Raw genomic sequence first — 23,149 nt, forward strand, 5'->3', positions numbered from 1 at the left:
ATTAAAGAAATGTATATGAAACAACAAACTATTTTAAAAATGAGGATCAAACCTTATTTATTAGCAATGATTTTTTGCGTGTTTGGTGTAACCGGTTGGGCACAGCAAAAAGAAATTAGCGGAACCGTGACCTCTGCAGATGATGGTTTACCAATTCCGGGAGTTAGCGTTATCGTAGAAGGAACAAGTAGAGGAACTACGACAGATTTTGATGGTAATTATTTGATTGAAGCGGAAGCTTCAGAAAGTTTGTCTTTCAGCTACATCGGTTTCGAAACACAAACCGTTGCTGTAGGCACTCAAAATGAGATCAATATTAGTCTACAGGTTTCTACGGCAGAACTTGATGAAATTGTGGTTGTAGGTTACGGTACTCAGCGTAAAAAGGTATCTACAGCAGCAACTTCGATGGTAGAATCTGATGATTTAATTCAAACAGCCAGTATCGATGCAACAAGTGCACTACAGGGACAAACTTCTGGAGTTAATATCACATCAACTTCAGGGCAGCCAGGTGCAAACATGACCGTAAACATCCGTGGAGTAGGAACTGCTGGTAACAATTCTCCACTTTATGTTGTAGACGGAGTTGTAGTTGAAAATGGTATAGGATATTTAGACCCGTCCGTTATCGAGCGAGTAGATATTCTAAAAGATGCTTCAGCGGCTTCTATTTATGGGGCCAGAGCAGCGAATGGTGTTGTTTTAGTGACTACCAAAAAAGGAAAGAAAGGGGTAACCAGTGTTTCTATAAACAGTTACATAGGTTTTCAGGAAGTTGCCAGAACTTTAGACTTATTGAATAGTCGTGAATATGGTATTATAATGAATGAAGCCCGAGTAAACTCGGGTTACGCACCTCTTTATTCTCAGCAGGAATTAGAAAATCTTCCAAATACCGATTGGCAAGATGAGCTTTTTAATGACGGAGCTATTAAACAAAATTACTCAGCTTTAATATCTGGAGGAACAGATAAAGTAAATTATTCTACCGGACTCTCTTATTTTGGACAGGAAGGTATAATTGGTAGTCAAACAGATCAGTCTCAATACGATCGTATAACTTTTAACACCAATATCACCTACGATATTATCGAAGATCATTTAAAGATCGGTGAAAACTTTTCTTTTGCTAACGAGTATAATAAAGGTGTTTCTGATGCGGGTATCTATAGTAACAATATTAGAGGTTTTTTAAATGCTCCACCAAGCATGCCGGTATATAATGAAGATGGAAGTTATGCAGGCTCAGATATAAGTTCTGATATTACTAACCCTCTAGGGTCTTTGTATTACGGAAATTTTAATGAAAGTAAAACAAATCGTGCTGTAGGAAATATTTTTGCTGAGGCTTCACATAGCGACTTTACTTTTAGAACTAGTTTTGGTGTAGATATCAATGATAACAATTATCGTGCTTTTAACCCACTTTACGAACTTTCTAATGTAGCCTACAATAGCACATCTCAGGTAACACAAAGTTCAAGTAGAACAGTATCGTGGATTTGGGAGAATACGCTTAATTATAAAACGACGATTGCAGATGTACATAATATTGATTTTTTATTAGGTACTTCAGCTAGGCAAAATGTATATGAAAATCAGTCTGCCACTGGTAGAGATCTAATATTCAATGATTTTGAACATGCTTATTTATCTAATGCTACAGATCCTACGCAAAACACCGTAAGTGGAAGTAGAGTAGATTATAGTATTCAATCTTATTTCACCAGATTGCTTTATGACTATGATAGTAAATATTTATTTACTGCAACTTTAAGAAGAGATGGGTCATCAGAATTCGGTAGCAATAATAAATATGCCTATTTTCCTGCATTTTCAGTAGGTTGGAATATCGATAGAGAAAACTTCTTTCCAGAAGATTCCTTCATCAATTCCTTAAAATTAAGAGGAAGTTGGGGACAAAACGGAAATGATCAGTTTAGTCAACAATTCGCTTATATTTCTACCATTAGTTCTTACAATAAAAACTATCACTTCGGTACGGGGGATAATGAAATGCCTTTGGAAGTAGGATCCAGTCCAGACGATTTATCTAACCCAGATCTAAAATGGGAAACTTCAGAACAGTTTGATATTGGTTTTGATGCCAGAATTTTTTCAGACATTACACTTACGTTCGATTACTATAGAAAAGAAACTAAAGACTGGCTTGTACAAGCTTCGGTTCCATTAATTGCTGGTGCCAATGCTCCTTTTATTAATGGAGGTGATATTCGTAACGAAGGGGTAGAATTTAATGCTGGTTATAGCACTGATTTTGGAGAAGATTGGAGCTTTAATTTAAACGCGAATGTATCTTACAATAAGAATGAAGTATTAAGAATTGCAAATTCCGAAGGTATTATTCACGGAGAAAGTAATCTACTTTTCCAGGGATTAGACGAGATGAATAGAGTTGAAGTTGGGCATCCAATTGGATATTTCTACGGATTAAAAACTGATGGGATATTCCAAAATCAGTCTGAAATTCAGCAGTATTCGCAAAACGGTCAACTTATCCAGCCTAATGCTCAACCCGGGGATGTAAGATTCGTAGACCTTAATGGCGACGGTCAAATTAATCAGGATGATAAGACAGAAATTGGAAATCCAAATCCAAACTTAAATTTCGGATTTAATATCCAACTTCAGTATAAAGCATTTGATTTCTCGGTTTACACTTATGGTATGGCCGGCTTCCAAAATGTTTACGGAGTAAGAGATTATTCAAGACCTTTTTACAACTATACAACAGAGATCGTTAAAAGATGGACTGCAGAAGGTAGTTCTAATAGTTTACCTAGAGCAACATGGGGAACAACCTCGAATGGTAACTATACTCGCTTTTCTGATTTATATATAGAAGACGCAGATTTCTTAAGAATTAAAACCGTAAATCTTGGGGTAGATCTAACGAAGCTTACCGATCAACTTGATGCATTTTCAAGATTTAGAATCTACGTGACCAGTAACAACCTTTACACTTTTACCAATTACAAGGGAATGGATCCAGAAATTGGTTTTGGTAACGTAAATCAATCCTGGGCTCGAGGAATCGATGTTGGATACTATCCACAGCCTAGAACATACATGGTTGGTCTAAATGTAAATTTCTAAAAAAAGAATTATGAAAAAATATATAAAAATACTCGGGATAGCTTCTTTAGGATTGGTAGCCTCCTGTACAGACGATTTTATTGAAAACGATCCTTATACAGAAAGAACAGAAGATAACTTCTATCAAACCCCAGAAGATGCTTTTGAAGGTTTGGTAGCTGCTTACGATATATTACAAAGAGAAGGTTACGGTGGGTTTTTGCTTACTTCTGAAATTGCATCAGACAATTGCTTTGGTGGTTTTGGAACTGCAGATAACCAGGTTTCCTTAGAATGGGATAGATTTCAGTTTGGATCTGATCTAGAGATGAATCGTCCTGTTTGGGAGATTTGTTATACTGGGATCTATAGAGCAAATATTTTATTAGAGAATCTAGAAGGTATCAATTGGGAAGGCAACGAAGATCTTAGAACGCAATATGAAGCTGAAGCTAAATTTTTAAGAGCTCATTATCATTTTGAATTGGCTAGGATGTTTGGTGATATTGTTCCTTTAGATCATACTTTAAGTCCTGAAGAGTTTGAAAGTCCCAGAGCGCCAGCTGAGGAAACTTATGCATTAATCGCTGAGGACTTTAGGTTCGCAGCAGAAAATTTGGGAGATGAAAATTACAGTTTAAATAACAGCGCAGATTATGGTAGAGTAACCAAGTGGGCAGCAGAAGCATACCTAGCAAAAGCATTTCTTTTCTATACAGATTATTATGAGGCTTCAGATTTGGCCGGAGTTGTTTCTAGACAAGAGGCAACTGCATATATCAATGATGTAGTAAATAATAGCGGACACGAATTAATAGATGATTTCTCCAGACTGTGGCTTGCAGCTTCTATGGAAAATTATGTAGGTGAAGGTAATGCCGAGATGGTTTGGGCTATTCGATATAATAGTTCAGGAAATGGAAACTGGGATTTAAATGAAGGAAACCGTTTTCAGGTAAATATAGCAACTCGTGGAAGTAATTTAGGGCCATACGCTTATGGATGGGGAGGAGCTCCTGTAAACCCAGAGCTATATAATGCCTATGCAGTAGGCGATACTCGTCGTGATGCTACGATCATTAATTACGACGAAGAAGGATTAGAGTTTGACAATGATTCTAGAGGACAACGTCAACACACAGGATTATCATGGAAAAAATACGCTCCTATAACCAACGAAGCAGGTGAAGCAGTAGTTGCCGCAAATGGTGGAGATATCCAGATCGATGGATTTGAAGATTATGCTGTTATTCGTTTTTCTGAAGTATTATTAATGGCTGCAGAATTAAATATGGACAGCGATCAGGGATTTGCTCAGGAATGTCTGGATCGTGTTAGAGCAAGAGCATTTCAGGATGATGCACATTCAATTGCTGTCACCAAAGAAAATATAATGGAAGAAAGAAGACTTGAGCTTGCCTTAGAGGGTAAACGTTACTTCGATCTTATTCGTTGGAGTTTGCAACGCGCTAAAGAGGCTATTGATAACTCTGGCGACGGTTCGCAATTTGATGTGACCTTTAGAACCGAAACTAATGGATGGTTTCCAATTCCTCAATCTCAGATTTTATTGTCTAATGGGGCTATAGAACAAAACCCAGGTTGGTAATACAAACTTAAAACTTATAAAAGATGAAACATATAAATTACATACTTATAGCTTTGTTTGGCCTGTTGCTAACTTCTTGCCAGGATGAATATAGTTTCCCTGATGTAGAATTGCAGGGCGATCAATTAAACTTTATGGTAACCCAGGCTGACGGGAATGATAACGAAGTTATTCTGCAAAGCATGGAACCAGATTACATTTCTTACTGGAGCTATACTGATGCCAATGGCAGCCAGATTGGTACCTCCAATGAAGATAGTCTAAGAGTCACTTTACCTTTCGCGGGTAGTTATAATGTTTATTACACTGCATATACCAAAGGTGGAGCAGTAGAGGCAGATCCTGTAAGTGTAGAAGTATCTTCAAATGATGAAGAATATTTTAGCGAAGAAGAGTGGGCTATGCTTACTAACGGAGTTGAAGGTAAGACTTGGGTTTTAGATATGACTAGCCCTGTTGGATGGGCCGGCTTAGATTATCCATACAACGAAAGTGGTTCAGATTACTGGAACTGGTTTCCTGATTATGCAGGAAACGAGTGGGTAATGGAGAATAAAGACTGGGGCGAAATGACGTTTGACCTTGATGGAGGATATAATGTTGAGGTAACCCAAACCGCTATAAACTCTGATAGTCAAACGACTTCTACTGGTTCTTTTAATTACAATATCGATAATCATACTATCCGATTTAATGGAGGAGTAGATGTACTTTTTGGAGGTGATTATTATGGAGACGTTAGTAATTGGACATCTGTAAATGTTGTAGAGATTTCAGAAAACTCTTTGAGACTTGCAGTAATAAGAGATCAATCCAGAACAGGAGAAGGTGTTGCCCAAATAGTTTTTCATTACAGACCTAAAGAATAAGAATATTAGCCGGTAGCAAATTGCTGCCGGCATTTTTATACATCACCCATGATTGCTTATAAACAGTACATTATGAATAAGTCATCCATTGGCATAGTTGCTATACTATCTTTTATTCTTTTTGCTTGCCAGAAAAAGGAGGAAGCTTCAAAATTATCAGATCGTAAACAACTATTTACTGAGAATTGGAAATTCTATAAGAACGATACAATTAAGAGCCTTAATGATGCTTTAAATGCTAATGCTTGGCAGGCTATAGATTTGCCTCATGACTGGAGTATTTATCAGGAATTTGATAAAAATAGTTTGGCAGGGATAGGCGGAGGAGCGCTTTCTGGTGGTGTAGGCTATTATAAAAAATCATTTAAGATTCCAGCTCAAGACAGCACTCATTTGCATAAGATTCAATTCGACGGAGTGTATCAAAATAGTGAAGTTTGGATAAATGGCAGTTATTTGGGAAAACGTCCTAATGGGTATATAGGATTTGAATATGATCTTACCCCTTATCTTAATTTCGGATCTAAAGATAATACGATCGTAGTAAAAGCAGATAATAGTGATCAGCCTAATTCCAGGTGGTATTCAGGAAGTGGAATTTATCGAAATGTATGGTTAAAGAAACTCAGTAAAATTCATATACCAAATTGGGGAACTTTTATTACAACACCTAATATTTCAGAGGAGAAAGCTCTGGTAAATATTACTGCTGAAATTAAAAATGAGTTTGCTAAAGATAAAGAAATTGAAGTTCAGGTAACTATATTTCAGGGTGACCAGGAAATAGTTAAGTCCGAAACTTCAGCTTTAAGCATAACCGCCAATTCAGCAATTAATTTTAATAAAGAGCTTAAAATCCTTAATCCCAAGCTATGGTCAATAGATTCTCCTTTGTTGTATAAGGCTCAAATAGATATTATTCAGAATAAAAACCGAATAGATCGTTTCGAAACCAGCTTTGGTATTCGTGATTTTGAATTCGATCTCGAAAAAGGATTTATACTGAATGGAAAATCTCAAAAAATCCGTGGTGTTTGCATGCATCATGATCTTGGTCCTTTAGGAGCAGCAATTAATATTAGGGCAATAGAAAGACAATTAGAGATTTTGAAAGAAATGGGTGTAAACGGAATTCGTACAGCTCATAACCCTCCAGCGCCAGAATTATTGGATCTATGTGATCAAATGGGATTTATTGTAATGGATGAAGCCTTTGATATCTGGACTACTGCCAAAACAAAGCACGATTATAGCCAATATTGGGACAAATGGCATGAGCAGGATCTTAGTGATCTAATCAAAAGAGATAGAAATCATCCCAGTGTTTTTATGTGGAGTATCGGGAACGAAATTCAGGAACAATGGAGTAATAAAGGAGCAAAAATTGGTGTAGAATTATCTAATATCGTTAAAGGCTTAGATAGTACTCGTCCGGTAACCGCAGGGATGAATCCTCCAGTTCATGTTTCAGATAAAGAAGTTACAATTCAATTTGAAGAAACTGCAGATAAACCTAATTCGTTAGCAGGATCTGGTGCTTTAGATTTGATAGGTTATAATTATGCCCATCAAACCTGGGAAAAACATCAGTTAAACTTTCCAAATACCCCTTTTATTGCTACAGAAACTACTTCTGGCCTACAAACCAGAGGTTATTATGAGTTTCCATCGGATACTACAAAGATCTGGCCGGTACGCTGGGATAAGGTTTTTACAGGCGGCAATCCAGATCAAACAATTTCAGCATTCGATCAGGTTAGAACACCTTGGGGATCATTACACGAAACAAGCTGGAAGATCATTAAAAAGAACGACTTTCTATCTGGATTTTTTATCTGGACCGGTTTTGATTATATCGGAGAACCAACACCATATGAATGGCCTTCAAGAAGTTCGTATTTCGGAATTGTAGATTTGGCAGGTTTTCCAAAAGACGTGTATTATATGTACAAAAGTGAATGGACAGATGAAGATGTGCTTCACCTTTTACCCCACTGGAATTGGGAACAAGGCCAAACAGTTGATGTTTGGGCATATTATAACAATGCAGATGAGGTAGAATTATTTCTTAATGGAGAGTCTAAGGGATCCAAATCTAAAAAAGGTGAGGAGCTTCATGTAATGTGGCGATTTCCATTTCAACCAGGAACTTTAAAAGCGGTTTCCAGAAAAAACGGAAGAGTTGTAAAAGAGACTGAAATAAAAACAGCTTCAAAACCTGCTAAAATAGAGTTATCTCCAGATCGAAAAGAACTTCAAGCAAACGGATTAGACCTTTCATTTGTTATGGTGAATATAACTGATGGCAAAGGAATATTAGCGCCCAGAGCAAATAATCAAATTGATTTCGAAATCGAGGGCCCAGGAAAAATTGTTGGTGTTGCCAGTGGTGATCCAACTAATCATGAATCTTTCAAGGGTAAATCACATCGTGCACTTAATGGAAAATGTTTGGTAATTGTTCAATCCACAAAACAGGCTGGAGAAATTAAAATTTCCGCTCGTTCAGCAGGATTAGAAAGTAAAAGCACAGTATTAACATCCAATTAGAATAGCAACGATAAAATGAGAAAGCTAGAATTCATATTTACGATAGTTTTTGGATGTTTTGCCATAACATTTCAAGCTCAAAATCGAAAGATCAATATCGATTATGACAAAGAATTGGGTGAACTCAATACCATGTTTAAAGAATGTATTGGTGCTGGCAGAGCTAACGAAGGACTTCGTGCAGATTGGCAACAACAATTAGCCGAAATAAAAAAAGATTGTGATTTCAAATACATAAGAATGCATGGTTTGTTGACAGACGATATGGGGGTGTACAGATTAGATGATGAAGGAAATCCACAATACAATTATCAGTATATCGATGCTCTATACGATTACATTTTAGAAATTGGGATGAAACCCTTCGTGGAGATTAGCTTTATGCCAAATTATTTAGCCAGTGGTGATGAGACGATCTTTTGGTGGAAGGGAAATATAACACCTCCTAATGATTATGATAAATGGAAAGATCTGGTAGAGAATCTTTTAAGACATTGGACCGATCGCTATGGAGAAGAAGAGCTGAAAACCTGGTATTTCGAAGTATGGAACGAACCTAACTTAGATGGATTCTGGGCAGGAACACAAGAGGAATATTTCAAATTATATAAGTATACAGCAGAGGCAGTTAAAAATGTTAGTAAAGATTATAGGATTGGAGGTCCGGCGACAGCGGGAAATGCCTGGGTAGATGAGACTATTGAATTTACTGATAAAAATGAGGTGCCTATCGATTATATTTCAACTCATTCTTATGGTGTAAAACAGGGGTATTTAGATGAATTTGGCACTTCTGGTACTATTCTGAATGAAGATGAGTGGAGTGTTAGTGGAGATGTAATTGATGTACGTAAAAAGATGGATAGTCTTTCTAAAGAAAATTTAGAATTACATTACACCGAATGGAGTTCTTCTTATACTCCTGCAGATCCTATTCACGATAGTTATCATCAGGCAGCTTATATTCTTCAAAAGCTAAAGCAAATTGGTGATGCGGCAAATTCAATGTCCTATTGGGTTTTTACTGATATTTTTGAAGAAGCCGGTCCAAGATTCGAACCGTTTCATGGTGGTTTCGGGCTTATGAATACTCAAGGAATCAAGAAATCAGCTTATTACGCCTATGAATTTCTGAACAAATTAGGTGAAACCGAATTAATTAATAACGACCAGCAGTCTTATGTAGCCAAAGACGAAAATGGAGATTTTCAAGTACTATTTTGGGATTTCACTTATACGCTTCCAAAAGATTCAGAATTAAACCAAACCTATTATTCGCAACGCCTACCAGCTAAAGAAAAAGGAGAAATTATTCTAGACCTGAAGCATATTCCGAAAGGAAACTATGAAGTGACTAAATATCAGGTCGGCTTTCAAAAAAATGATCCTTACACAAGATATTTAGAGATGGGAGCTCCAAAGCAGTTATCTAAAGATCAGGTAAAACAACTAAAATCTTTAAGTAGTGGAGAACCAGAAAATACTCAGACTATATTAATTGACAAAACAGAAGCGCATTCGATGAAAATTTCCATTCGTGAGAATGACGTTTTTCTTCTTGAATTCAAAAAACTTTAAACACAGATGACCAGCTATATGAAAAAACTAAAAATAATTCAGCTTGTTTTCGCTATTCTGGGCTTAGGTAGCTTTTGGACTATAAGCGCACAAATTCAAAATAGCCAAACGCTAAATGAGCCGATCGATATTAGCAAGGATTTCGAAAATTATGAAAATACGTTTTACTTTGCCGATGAGCTTGTTTCATTCGATCCTGAAACAGGTAAGGGAACACTTAAATATAAACGTTACGAGTACCAGACCAGGCAGGCATTTAACAATATGCTGATGAAGCCAGATAACGTACCTGCTAATGAATTTCCTGCTACAGAATATGCTGAATCTCCTGAGCTTCCTTTTCAAATTCAGTTTGTTTCAGATAGAACAATACGATTAAAAATGACATCGGGTCCGCAGTTCAATCAGCCTAAGGAATCCTTAATGCTGGTTGAAGGTACAGCTCCTAATCATCCAGAGTTATGGGATTATACCACAATTGAAGGCGGACATCAATTCAGTAGTGATCATGGAAGGGTAGAGATCATTTCTAATCCATGGCATGTCAATATTTATGACGAGAATGGTAAACTGTTAACAAGCACTTTACATAACTCAGATGTTCAAAATACTTATACGCCTGTACTTCCATTTTCATACGTAAGGCGAAATAGTGACTATTCCCGCAGTTTTAGTCCGGTGTTTAGTTTACAACCTGGAGAAAAGATTTTTGGTTGTGGAGAATCCTTTACTCAATTTAATAAAAGAGGGCAAAAAGTAGTCTTGTATACAGACGATGCCAACGGTGTTCAAAATGAAACGATGTATAAGCCTATACCTTTTTATATGAGTAACCGTGGTTACGGTGTATTTATGCACACCTCTTCACCAATTACCGTAGATTTTGGAAAGTATTTTAATGCTGCAAACAAGATGATGCTCGGCGATGATGTTGCAGATCTATTTTTCTTTTTGGGAGATCCCAAAGATATTTTGGATGAATACACCAATTTAACCGGAAAAGCAGCAATGCCACCACTTTGGTCATTCGGATTTTGGATGAGTAGAATTACTTATTTTTCTGAAAAAGAGGGTCGCGAAATTGCAAAGAATCTAAGAGATTATAAGATACCTAGTGATGTTATCCATTTTGATACCGGCTGGTTTGAAGTCGACTGGAGAAACAATTATGAATTTGCAAAAGAACGTTTTGATGATCCTGTAGGAATGATGGCAGATATGAAGGAAGATGGCTTTCATGTTAGCCTTTGGCAATTGCCTTATTTCACACCAAAAAACACGCTTTTTAATGAGATCGTTGATAATGAATATGCGGTAAAAGATCGCAAGGGAAATATTCCTTTTGAAGATGCCGTCCTCGATTTTTCGAATCCTGAAACTGTAGAATGGTATCAGGGGAAACTGAAACATTTATTAGACCATGGAGTAGGCGTTTTTAAAGTAGATTTTGGTGAAGCAGCACCTTATAACGGAATTTATCATTCTGGAAGAACAGGTTTCTATGAGCATAATCTATTCCCGCTACGTTACAATAAAGCGGTTGCTGAAATTACACAAAAAGAAAAAGGATACACTTTAATTTGGGCAAGAAGTACCTGGGCGGGTAGCCAACGTTATCCTTTGCATTGGGGAGGCGATGCTGCAACTACCAATACAGCTATGTCTGCTACACTTCGCGGCGGATTATCTTTAGGGCTTAGTGGTTTTAGTTTTTGGAGTCATGATGTTGGAGGTTTCGTAACCAAATCTCCAGAAAATATTTATAGAAGATGGACTCCGTTCGGAATGCTTTCCTCACACGTAAGAAGCCATGGGGAACCACCAACAGAACCTTGGGAATACAGCAAAGAATTCTTGAAAGACTTTAGAAAAGCTGATAATATGAGGTATGAGTTGATGCCTTATATCTATGCACAGGCCAAGGAAAGTTCAGAAAAAGGATTACCAATGATGCGTGCCTTATTCGTAGAATTTCCTGATGATAAAGGATCCTGGCTAATCGATGATGAATATCTCTTTGGTGAAAATATGCTTGTCGCCCCATTGTTTGAGGAACAAAACGCACGCGAAGTTTATTTACCTGAAGGAACCTGGATAGACTATCAAACGCATAAAGTATACGGAAAAGGTTGGCATACCATCGAGGCAGGAGAAATTCCTATTATCGCCTTAGTTAAGAATGGTACCCTTATACCGCATATTAAACTAGCGCAGTCTACTCGGGATATGGATTGGACAAAATTGGAACTTCAGGTTTTTGCAGACTCAAATACAAATACCGCAAGTGGTAAGGTTTACCTTCCCGACGGTGAAAAAATTGAAAATATTTCAGTCAAAAAAGAAGGAAAAGAATTTCAGCTAAACGGCAATCCACTAAGCGGAAAAACGAGTTTTAAAATTGAAACTGCCTTAAAATAAATTTGAACTCCAAATTATAGAATTTCGGGATTCTTTATTTGGAATCCCGCATCACTTCGAATTATAAATCAACTTTAAAAATATGTATAAGAAAATACCCCTTTTAGTAGCTGTGCAACTGCTAATTTTCAGTTGTTCTTCTGAAAAAGAGTCTGAGTCCTATACTTTAAGTTCTCCTGAAGGAAAAAATAGTATTGAATTTGATATTAACGGAGGTTCCCCACAATATTCCGTAAATCATGGAGATACCAAAGTGATTTTACCATCAAGCATGGGGTTTGTCTTTAAAAATAAGGATACTCTTCAAAACGGCTTGGAAGTAATTAATATTGAAGAATCATCTGAAGACTCCACCTGGGAGCAGGTTTGGGGAGAAAAAAAAGAGATCAGAAATAACTATAATCAGCTTACAGTTCATTTAAAAGAAAAAACCAATAAAGAGCGAAAGTTAGATATCCAATTTAGAGCCTATGATGATGGAATCGCATTTAGATATGTTTTTCCAGAACAGGGAATTAAAGATAGTATTTTCATTATGGACGAGCTAACCACTTTTAATCTGGCAAAAGATGGTAAAGCCTGGTGGATTCCAGCTTATGATGAACAACGTTATGAAAACCTTTTTACTGCTTCCCCTGTTAGCACATTGGATACCGTGCATACTCCGTTAACTATTGAAAGTAATGATGGATTAGCGATAAGTTTTCATGAAGCTAATTTAGTAGATTTTGCCAGTACTACTTTGGCTCATACCAATGGCACGACTTTAAAAACAGATTTAGTGCCTTGGGCAGATGGTGTAAAAGTTAGAACTGTTGATACTTTTACTACACCTTGGCGAACATTACAAATAGCAGATAAACCTACAGATTTAATCACCTCATATCTAATTTTAAATTTAAATGAACCTAATAAGCTTGAAGATACCAGCTGGATCAAGACGTTTAAATATTTAGGTATTTGGTGGGGAATGCACATAGGAAAATATACTTTTTGGGAAGGTGATAAACAAGGAGCAACTACAAAAAATGCTCGGAAATATATCGATTATGCCAATGATTTGGGTATAGATTATTTATTGATCGAAGGCTGGAACAAAGGATGGACACCTGCATGGTACGAGAACGCTATGCACCAGTTCAGCTTTACTGAAGAAGCAGATAATTTTAGCCTGAAAGAAGTTACAGATTATGCTGCAGAAAACGATGTTGAAATCGTAGGATATCACGAAACGGGTTCCAATCTTCATAATTATTTGAAACAAATTGATTCGGCTTTTGCACTTTACAAAAAGAGAGGAATCACTACTGTGAAAATTGGGCAGGTAGGTTCTAAATTAAATATGAAGGAATGGCATCATGGTCAATTTGGTGTAAATTATTACAGGTATGTTGTTAAAAAAGCAGCAGAATATGGATTAGAAATCTATTTCCACGAGCCTATTAAAGATACTGGTGAGCGTAGAACTTATCCCAATATGATGGCAAGGGAAGGAGCAAGAGGTCAGGAATATAATGCTTGGAGTGAAGGAAATCCTCCAGATTATACCGCAACCTTACCTTTTACAAGATTACTGGCTGGCCCAATGGATTTCACTCCGGCTGTTTTTGATGTAGAGGTAAAAGAAGGATATCCCGGTAAACGAGTTCATACTACCACTGCAAAGCAACTTGCTCTAATGGTTGTATTGTATTCTCCTTTACAAATGTTAGCAGACCTACCAGAAAATTATGTGGATAAACCAGCTTTTCAATTTCTGAAGGATGTTCCTACAGATTGGGAAGATACTAAGGTGCTAAATGGAGAAATAGGGAAATATATTACGACGGTAAGAAAAGATATTGAAAGTGAAGACTGGTACCTGGGGGCTATTACTAACGAAAAAGCTAGAGATATCAATATTCAATTAGACTTTTTGGATGATGGAGCTACATATGAAGCTCAAATTTACGCAGATGCTCCGGGAACCGGTCATGAAAATAATCCAACAGCCGTAGATATTTCTAAAAAAGAAGTTACCGCTACAGATTCACTTAGTCTTTTGCTAGGAGAAAGTGGAGGCGCTGCTATACGTTTCAAGAAATTATAAATATGAATGTATGCAATTAAGTTGCACTAAAATATATTTAGTCCTATTACTGCTTGTTTCTAATGTTCAGTTCAATCATGCTCAGGAAACAAATAAAGCCGCTTTTAAATCCAGCAAATTATCTTTAGAGGAGCGCATTGATAATTTATTGAACTCAATGACCTTAGAGGAAAAGGTAAATGCCCTGAGTACTAATCCAGAAGTGCCACGTTTGGGTGTTGAAGGAACAGGCCATGTGGAAGGTTTACATGGGTTAGCGCTTGGTGGTCCTGCAGAATGGGGAGGAAAAGACAGGCCGCCACTACCCACAACCACCTTTCCGCAGGCTTATGGACTGGGAGAAACCTGGGATACTAATTTATTAGAAAGAGTAGCAAGGGCAGAAGGAAAGGAAGCGAGGTTTGCTAAACAATTTTTTAATCGTGGTGCTTTAGTGGTAAGAGCTCCCAATGCAGATCTTGCTAGAGATCCGAGATGGGGAAGAACTGAAGAAAGCTTTGGTGAAGATCCATTTCTTACAGGATCTTTAACTGTGGCATTTGCAAAAGGGCTGCAATCTGAAAAAAATGGATATTGGCAGACTGCCTCACTAATGAAACACTTCTTGGCAAATTCTAATGAAGATGGAAGAACTTATACATCTTCAGACTTTGATGATCGATTGATGCATGAGTATTATGCTGTACCCTTCAGAATGGGAATTACCAAAGGTGGAAGCAATGCATATATGGCAGCTTATAATAAAATAAATGGAGTTCCTGCTATGGTGCATCCTATTCTTGAAGAACTTAGCCAGAAGACTTGGGGACAAAATGGAATTATCTGTACAGATGGGGGTGCTTTCAAATTATTGCTTTCAGATCATAAATATTATGAAGATAAATATAAAGCAGCGGCAGCAGCTATTAAAGCTGGAATTAGTCAGTTTTTAGATGAATACTCTGAAGCTGTTTATGGTGCTTTGGCTAATGGATATTTAACTGAAAAAGATCTGGATAATGTACTTAGAGGGAATTATCGTGTCATGATCAAATTAGGTTTAATGGATAGTGATCAAAGTCAAAATCCATATGCAGAAATAGGTACAGGCGAAGATAGCATAGCTCCCTGGAAAATGAAGGAACATCGTCAATTAGCTCTAGAAGCTACTAGAAAATCTATTGTGTTATTGAAAAATGATTCAGAAAAGCAGCTGTTACCTTTAAATGAAAATGAGATCACTAAAATCGCAGTTATTGGTAGTAAAGCAGATAAAGTTTTATTGGATTGGTATAGCGGTACTCCTCCTTACACCATCTCTGTACTACAAGCTTTAAAAGACCGATTAAAAAACAAAGTAGAACTAACCTACGCGAAAAATAATGCTGATGGAAAAGCAGTAAAGATTGCAAGTGAAGCAGATGTAGCCCTGTTAATTGTTGGAAATGAACCAACTTGTGGTGCTGGTTGGGCAGATTGCCCTGTGGCCGGTGAAGGTAAAGAAGCCGTAGATCGCCAATCATTGCAATTGCAGGAAGAAGACCTTATAAAATTGGTATATAAAGCAAATCCAAATACAATCGTAGGACTAATTAGTAGTTTTCCTTATGCAATTAACTGGACGCAGGAGAATGTGCCTGCAATTTTACATCTAACTCAGAATTCTCAGGAATTAGGGACCGCCTTTACAGATGTTCTATTCGGCGATTACAATCCTGCTGGAAGATTAACACAAACCTGGGTAAAAGACGTTACTGATCTTCCTCCATTGATGGATTACAATATAAGAAATGGACGTACTTACCGCTATTTTGAAGGAGAACCTTTGTACGTTTTTGGTCACGGACTAAGCTACTCTAATTTTGAATATAAAAACCTTCAAATTTCAAGAGAAACTTTAAGTGACGGAGAAACTATTTATATAAACTTTCAATTAACGAATAAAAGCGATAGGCAAGGAGAAGAAGTTGCTCAATTGTATATCTCTCATCTAAATTCAGCAATAGATCGGCCTTTAAAAGAACTTAAAGCCTTCCGAAGAATAGATCTTAGACCTGGCGAAACTAAAAAGATTACATTGAGTCTTAAGGCTGAAGATCTGGAGTATTGGAATACAAAAAGCAATTCATTTAAGCTGGAAGAAAATCAAATTGAAATTCAGATAGGAAGTGCTTCCAATCGGATTTACTTAACCAAACCTCTCAACATAAAAAACTAATCTAAAGATGAATATCAGATCAAAAATAGTATCATTAGCATGCCTGATACTTATTATCGGGCTTAGCTCCTGTAAAAAAGAAAAGCAGTCTGAAATCGATAATATTGGCCAAAATACCAAGCAGAAAATCTATAAAGGCAAACCAATCTCTAAAGATTTTGATAGCAAGATCGATAGCCTTATTGCTGAAATGACCTTAGAAGAAAAAACAGGCTTACTGCATGGTAATAGCATGTTCGCTACTAAAGCTGTGGAACGTTTGGGCATTCCTGAGTTGAAAATGGCCGATGGGCCTTTGGGAGTAAGAGAAGAGTTAGAAAAAGATTCATGGGCACCTTTAGGATTAGAGGACGATTATGCCACGTATTACCCGGCAGGAGCAGGATTGTCTGCTACCTGGAACCCTAATCTAGCTTATACTTTTGGAAACAGTGTAGGGGAAGAAACAAGAGCTAGAGGTAAAGATGTTTTGCTTTCTCCCGCTATTAATATTATTAGAACTCCGTTAGGAGGAAGAACTTACGAATACTTTACAGAAGATCCTTTTCTAAACAAAAAACTGGCAGTTCCTTTTGTGGTAGGTATTCAGGATAATGATGTTGCAGCATGCGTAAAGCATTTTGCAGCGAACAATCAGGAAACGCACCGTGATTATGTGAACGTTAAAATTGCCGAACGTCCTTTGCGCGAAATTTACCTACCTGCTTTTGAAGCTACAGTAAAAGAAGCGCATGCTTATGCAATGATGGGCGCTTATAACAAGTTTCGAGGAGAATATTTATGTGAAAATGATTTTATGCTGAATCAACTACTAAAAGAAGAATGGGGGTTTGAAGGAGTTGTAATTTCAGATTGGGCTGCAGTTCATAGTTCTGTAAATTCTTTAAAAAGCGGACTTGATATTGAAATGGGAACTCCTAAAGATTTTGATGAATACTTTTTGGCACAGCCACTTATTGATTCAGCTAAAGCAGGAAAAATTTCAGAAACAGAAATTGATAAGCACGTAAAACGAGTTTTGCGAGTGATGTATTCTGTAAAAAGTATGGGTCCAGGCGATCGTAAGGAGGGAAGTATTAGCACTGAAGCACATTTTAAAGATGCTTATAATATTGCAGCAGAATCTGTAGTGTTGCTAAAGAATGATAAAAATTTACTGCCTTTGGATCCCAGCGAAATAAAAAGTCTTGCTGTAATTGGCGATAATGCCACTAAGAAAAATGCACTCGGTGGATTTGGCGCGGGAGTTAAAACGAAGCGAGAGATCACTCCGCTTGAAGGTTTAAAAAACAGACTTCCAGAATCTGTAAATATCAAATTTGCTCAAGGTTACGAAGAAAAATATTCTAAGACTGAAAAAGCCAAACTAGGAGATGTTACTCTAAATGGTCCTGTTACTATAGATGAGTTAGACCCAAAACTAGTTGAAGAAGCTGTTGAAGCTGCGAAAAATGCAGATGCGGCAATTATTTTTGCAGGATCTAATCGAGATTATGAAACTGAAGCATCAGATAGAGCAAGTTTAGAATTACCATTTGGCCAGGAAGAACTTGTCAAAAAAGTATTAGAAGCGAACCCTAATACGATCGTAGTGATGATCGCGGGAGCTCCTTATGAAATAGATGAAATTAGTGAGAAGTCCTCTGCTTTAGTATGGAGTTGGTTTAATGGCTCAGAAGGAGGTAATGCTTTAGCAGATGTTCTTTTAGGTGAAGTAAATCCTTCAGGAAAACTTCCCTGGACGATGCCTAAAAAACTTGAAGATTCTCCCGCCCATGCGACTAATAGCTTTCCAGGAGACAAAACGGTTAGTTATGATGAAGGAATTTTGGTTGGATATCGATGGTTTGATACAAAAGACATAGCACCATTATATCCATTTGGTTATGGCCTGTCTTACACTGATTTTGCAATTTCTGAAGCAAAAACGAATAAGAAAACTTTTACGGATAATGATACTATAAAATTAAATCTGAAAGTCAGCAATATCGGTGAATTTGAAGGGAAAGAGGTGATACAAGTCTACGCATCCAAACCTAATAGTAAAGTAGAAAGAGCTGATAAAGAACTAAAAGCTTTTAAAAAGATTGAAGTGAATACAGGCGAATCTGTTTCAGTTGATATTGAATTACCGATAAAAGAATTGGCTTATTACAAGGTTTCTTCTAAACAATGGGTGGTAGAACCCGGAACATACCAATTGAAATTAGGAAATAGTTCTAGAAATATTATGAGCGAGCTAGAAATCCAAATTCAGGAATAATGAAAATTAATAAACTTACATATCTCTTAATTATTCTATTTGTTTCTATGATATCCTGTAAGCAACAGGGAAAAAGTGATTTGGCTACAACAAAAAAACAAAAGTATGTAGCGAATTGGGATTCTCTTGCTAAATACGAGGAAACAGCAAACTGGTTTAAAGAAGCTAAGTTTGGTATCTATGCGCATTGGGGTGTTTTATCGGTGCCTGCCTATGCCAACGACTGGTATCCCAGAAATATGCATATAAAGGGCAGTAAAGAATATCAGCATCATGTAAAGACTTATGGTGAACCTTCAGAATTTGGCTATCACGATTTTGTGCCAATGTTTAAAGCTGAAAAATTCAATGCCGAGGACTGGGCAAGTTTATTTCAACGATCGGGAGCAAAATTTGCGGGTATCGTTGCAGAGCATCATGATGGATGGAGTAATTGGGACAGTAAAACCAACCCGTGGAATTCTGTAGATATGGGGCCCCATCGTGACATTGTTGGCGAGTTAGAAAAAGCTATTCATGAAAAAGGGATGAAATTTGTAACCTCATTTCATAAAGCAAGAACATTACAGGTATTTCAAAAGGATTCTTCAAAATGGTTGGATGATACTTCTTATTTTCCTTATGATCCAGATATGCCAACTTCCTCATCAGACTCTTTATTAAGTATTTTGTATGGTAATATTCCGAAGGAAAAATTTTACGAAAACTGGCTTTCAGAATTACATGAAGTAATACATCAATATGGCCCAGACCTTATTTATTTTGACAGTAAACTGGATAAAATTCCAGATTCTATAAAAGCAAAATTTGTAGCAGATTATTTTAATTATGCTGAAGAAAATGATAAAGAGGTCGTTATAACCCATAAAGAAGGTGAGCTACCAAAATCTGTTAGTCTTGAAGATCTTGAAAAAGGAAGAATGAATACCAAAACCGAAGAATATTGGCTTACTGATGAAACAGTATCTGTAGGTAGCTGGAGTTACACAAATGATCTGGGACTTAAAACAGCCGACGAAATTATAGATGTTTTAGTAGATATTGTAAGTAAAAATGGAGCTCTTATGCTCAACGTCTCTCCCAAAGCAAATGGTATTATCCCTGAAGATCAGCAAAAGATTTTGTTAGAAATAGGAAAGTGGCTCGAAGTTAATGGAGAAGCCATTTATGGTACAAATACCTGGAAAGTATTTGGAGAAGGCCCTACGATACAAGAAAAATCTGGGATGTTTTTAGATAAAATAACCTATACGCCCCAGGATATTCGTTACACGCAAAAAGGAAATAATATCTACGTTATTTTTCTTGGTTGGCCCGGAGAGAGTAAAGAGATTTTGCTAAAATCTTTTTCCAATAATCAATTTTCGATAACTGAGGTAGAGTTTTTAGGGAGTGATGAAAAAGCAAATTATGAGTTAAAAGCTGAGGGTTTAAGCATTTTAACTCCCTCCGAAATTGTTGATGAAAATGCGTGGGTAATAAAAATAACTACAAGTGAGAACTAATAAATAGTAAACCAATGACCAGATACTAAAATCTGGTTATTGGTTTTAACCTAAACCTAAAATTTTATTTATGCAATTACTAAAATTACCATTGAGTTTTTTAATGATGTTTTTCGTTTTTTTGACGATATCATGCTCAGAAGATGAGGAGGTTATAGCTTCCAAAAACTTAGAATTTTCTGTCTATCCTAACGAAATCGATTTCGGTTCTTCAGGCGGAAATAATATTCTAAATGTTAATAGCAGTGAACCCTGGACTATCGAGGGTGAAGGCGGTTGGATCGATCTTTCTGAAAATGCCTCGGAAGGAAGTGATAAGGTGAATATTATGGCTTCAGCAAATCAGGATACTATCGCTCGATCTACTACGATCACAATAAATTCTGGTGATCAATCTTATGAAGTAAACATTTCTCAGGCAGGAATGATTCCTGAACCATCAGATGAAATTGTATTTGCTATAGAGCCAGATAGTACAAATATGGGCGATCTAAGCGCGGTGCAGTTTGCAACCCAAATGGATATAGGCTGGAATTTAGGAAATTCCCTTGAAGCTATCGGTGGAGAAACAGCATGGGGTAATCCTATGGTTACTCAGCGATTAATAGACTCGGTTAAAGCAGCAGGTTTCGATGCGATTAGAATTCCCGTTGCCTGGAGTAAATTTTCAGACGCCGAAAACTATGTAATTCAGCAAGATTGGATAAATAGAGTAGAAGAAGTTGTAAACTACGTTTTGTCGAACGATATGTATGCTATTGTAAACATTCACTGGGATGGTGGATGGATGCAACCCACTTATGAAGAGCAGGATGAAGTTAATACTCGTTTAGATACTATGTGGACTCAAATAGCTACCAATTTTAGAGATTATGGCCCAAAATTATTATTTGCCGGGACTAACGAAGTAATGGTAGAAGGTAACTATGATACGCCTACAGAAGAGTACTATAGTGTTCAAAATAGTTTTAATCAGACTTTTGTTGATGCTGTTCGATCTACAGGAGGAAAAAATGTTTATAGATATTTAGTTGTTCAAGGTTTTAATACCAATATTAATCATACTGTAAATTTTGCTGAAATTCCCGAGGATGTAGTCGATCAAAGATTAATGATGGAAGTTCACTATTATGACCCCTATAATTTCGCTCTAAATGCAGATAGTGATCTAACACAATGGGGATCTATAGCTACTGATCCTTCTAAAACTGAAGACTGGGCTAATGAAAGCTATGTCGATGATCAATTTCAAAAAATGAAAACCAACTTTATAGATGAAGGTATAGCTGTTATTCTGGGAGAATATGGAGCAATAGCCAGAACAAACATAGCTGAGCACGAGCAGTATAGAGAATATTATTTAGATTATGTAACCGAATCTGCTCAGTCTGCTGGTCTAGTACCTTTTTATTGGGATAATGGAGATCAGGGACAAAACGGTTTTGCCATTTTTGAGCGATCTACTGGCGAAATTCTATATCCAGAAATGGTTGAAGCTCTTACAGGAAACGATAATTAATTTATACGCTTAGTTTTTTGTTAATTTGATTAGGGGAATCTTTTTTGGATTTCCCTTTTTTAATTTTGGCCCTAAAACAACAAAACCCCGCTAAAAGCGAGGTTTGATGTTGTGATCGCGACAGGATTCGAACCTGTGACCGTCTGCTTAGAAGGCAGATGCTCTATCCAGCTGAGCTACGCGACCATTTTTGCGGTTGCAAATATAATCTCTTTTTGTTTTAAAACAAGGCTTTTTTTAAGAAAAATGAGTTTTTATTTTTTATTAATTTTTTAAATACTGATAAGCAATAGTTTAGTGTTTTTTTGAACTTTAAAAAAAATATAAATAGCAGCAGTCATGAGATACCTGCCGTCTTAAAGTTTTTACTTATTTTTAACCTCAATTTTAATCCTAACAATTAATTAAAATGCTCAATTACCCAATCAAATTTACACCTATCCTAAAAGAAAAAATTTGGGGAGGTGAAAAATTAGCAAGCATCTTAAATAAAGAATCAGATGCAAAAAATCTAGGCGAAAGCTGGGAAATCTCTGGTGTTAAAGGAGATATCTCTGTTGTAGAAAATGGAGCACTTAAAGGAAAGACCTTAAACGAACTTTTAGAAGAATATAAGGGTAAGTTTTTGGGAGAGAAGATCTATGCCGATTTTGGAGCTGAATTTCCACTGCTTATAAAATATATCGATGCTAAAACAGCACTTTCTGTACAATTGCATCCTCACGATGATCTTGCCAAAGAGCGCCACAATAGCCTTGGGAAAACTGAAATGTGGTTTATTATGCAAGCTGATGAAAATGCAGACATCAATGTTGGCTTTAAAGAGACTATTACCAAAGAAGATTATATAAAACACCTTGAAGAAGGCAAGATCACTGAGGTCTTAAATTTTGAGCAGGTAAAAAAAGGCGACAGCTTTTTTATCAATACCGGGAAAGTTCATGCCATTGGAGCCGGAGTCCTTTTAGCTGAAATTCAGCAAACTTCAGATATTACCTATAGAATTTATGACTGGGATCGTGTAGACGACCAGGGAAATTCACGTGAATTACATACCGCACTCGCTATCGATGCAATAGATTTTGAGAAGAAAGATGATTTTAAAATGGAGTATGAAAAAACTCCAAATCAGTCTTCAAATATTGCAGATTGTGAATATTTTACTACCAACTATTTACCGGTAAAAGGGAGTATTACCAAAGATTATTCGGCTATAGATAGTTTTATTATTTATATGGCGGTAAGCGGTAAAGCTACAGTTGGTGTGGCTGGTAATACCGAAGAAATAGAGCAGGGGCAAACTCTTCTAATTCCTGCTGAAAATAAAGAAGTAGAAATTAGCTCTGACGATTGTGAACTTCTTGAAGTTTCTGTAACTCGATAGTGTTTAGAATTCAATAAAATATAGAATAAAAAAGCCGGTTTAACCGGCTTTTTTTATCTTGAAATGTTC

At 36.7% G+C, this 23,149-nt stretch carries 12 protein-coding genes and 1 tRNA gene; 12 read left to right on the forward strand and 1 reads right to left on the reverse strand.

What is annotated here, in order from left to right; translation table 11 throughout:
- The first annotated feature begins 15 nt into the window (after positions 1–15).
- The 11 genes from BM201_RS14460 to BM201_RS14510 all read left to right on the forward strand — a co-directional run bounded on the left by BM201_RS14460 (position 16) and on the right by BM201_RS14510 (position 21,696).
- Entirely contained in the window at positions 16–3,120 is a 3,105-nt protein-coding gene (locus BM201_RS14460; protein ID WP_092543859.1) for a SusC/RagA family TonB-linked outer membrane protein, read from the forward strand.
- Positions 3,121–3,130: 10 nt separating this feature from the next.
- Positions 3,131–4,708: a RagB/SusD family nutrient uptake outer membrane protein gene (locus BM201_RS14465; RefSeq protein WP_092543861.1), complete on the forward strand. Its 1,578-nt coding sequence runs from the start codon at positions 3,131–3,133 to the stop codon at positions 4,706–4,708.
- Positions 4,709–4,731: 23 nt separating this feature from the next.
- Complete coding sequence (locus tag BM201_RS14470; protein ID WP_092543863.1) at positions 4,732–5,577, forward strand: hypothetical protein; 846 nt, start codon at positions 4,732–4,734, stop codon at positions 5,575–5,577.
- Between the two features lie 72 nt (positions 5,578–5,649).
- Positions 5,650–8,127 carry a beta-galactosidase GalB gene (gene galB, locus BM201_RS14475; protein WP_245758655.1) on the forward strand — a complete coding sequence of 826 codons (2,478 nt, stop codon included), beginning with the start codon at positions 5,650–5,652 and terminating at the stop codon, positions 8,125–8,127.
- A 15-nt stretch (positions 8,128–8,142) separates the two neighbouring features.
- On the forward strand, positions 8,143–9,705 hold the full coding sequence (locus BM201_RS14480; RefSeq protein WP_092543867.1) for a GH39 family glycosyl hydrolase: 1,563 nt from the start codon (positions 8,143–8,145) through the stop codon (positions 9,703–9,705).
- Between the two features lie 18 nt (positions 9,706–9,723).
- On the forward strand, positions 9,724–12,123 hold the full coding sequence (locus BM201_RS14485) for a glycoside hydrolase family 31 protein (RefSeq protein ID WP_092543950.1): 2,400 nt from the start codon (positions 9,724–9,726) through the stop codon (positions 12,121–12,123).
- A gap of 82 nt (positions 12,124–12,205) precedes the next feature.
- The gene (locus BM201_RS14490; protein WP_092543869.1) at positions 12,206–14,212 is read left to right on the forward strand and encodes a glycoside hydrolase family 97 protein; all 2,007 of its coding nucleotides are present in this window, start codon (positions 12,206–12,208) and stop codon (positions 14,210–14,212) included.
- Positions 14,213–14,222: 10 nt separating this feature from the next.
- Complete coding sequence (locus BM201_RS14495; protein ID WP_092543871.1) at positions 14,223–16,409, forward strand: glycoside hydrolase family 3 C-terminal domain-containing protein; 2,187 nt, start codon at positions 14,223–14,225, stop codon at positions 16,407–16,409.
- A 7-nt stretch (positions 16,410–16,416) separates the two neighbouring features.
- On the forward strand, positions 16,417–18,672 hold the full coding sequence (locus tag BM201_RS14500) for a beta-glucosidase family protein (protein ID WP_245758656.1): 2,256 nt from the start codon (positions 16,417–16,419) through the stop codon (positions 18,670–18,672).
- A complete protein-coding gene (locus BM201_RS14505; protein ID WP_092543873.1) occupies positions 18,672–20,177 on the forward strand; it encodes an alpha-L-fucosidase in 1,506 nt (501 codons plus the stop codon). Before BM201_RS14500 ends, BM201_RS14505 begins: the two co-directional genes overlap by 1 nt.
- A gap of 70 nt (positions 20,178–20,247) precedes the next feature.
- A complete protein-coding gene (locus BM201_RS14510) occupies positions 20,248–21,696 on the forward strand; it encodes a cellulase family glycosylhydrolase (RefSeq protein WP_217643067.1) in 1,449 nt (482 codons plus the stop codon).
- Positions 21,697–21,808: 112 nt separating this feature from the next.
- Here BM201_RS14510 and BM201_RS14515 read toward each other — a convergent pair.
- Positions 21,809–21,882, reverse strand: a tRNA-Arg gene (locus BM201_RS14515).
- Between the two features lie 223 nt (positions 21,883–22,105).
- On the opposite strand from BM201_RS14515, the gene BM201_RS14520 reads away from it, so the two are divergent.
- Positions 22,106–23,080, forward strand: coding sequence for a type I phosphomannose isomerase catalytic subunit (locus BM201_RS14520; protein WP_092543875.1), 975 nt, complete (start codon positions 22,106–22,108; stop codon positions 23,078–23,080).
- Positions 23,081–23,149 lie beyond the last annotated feature (69 nt).

Source organism: Zunongwangia mangrovi, from assembly GCF_900112105.1.
Classification (GTDB): domain Bacteria; phylum Bacteroidota; class Bacteroidia; order Flavobacteriales; family Flavobacteriaceae; genus Zunongwangia; species Zunongwangia mangrovi.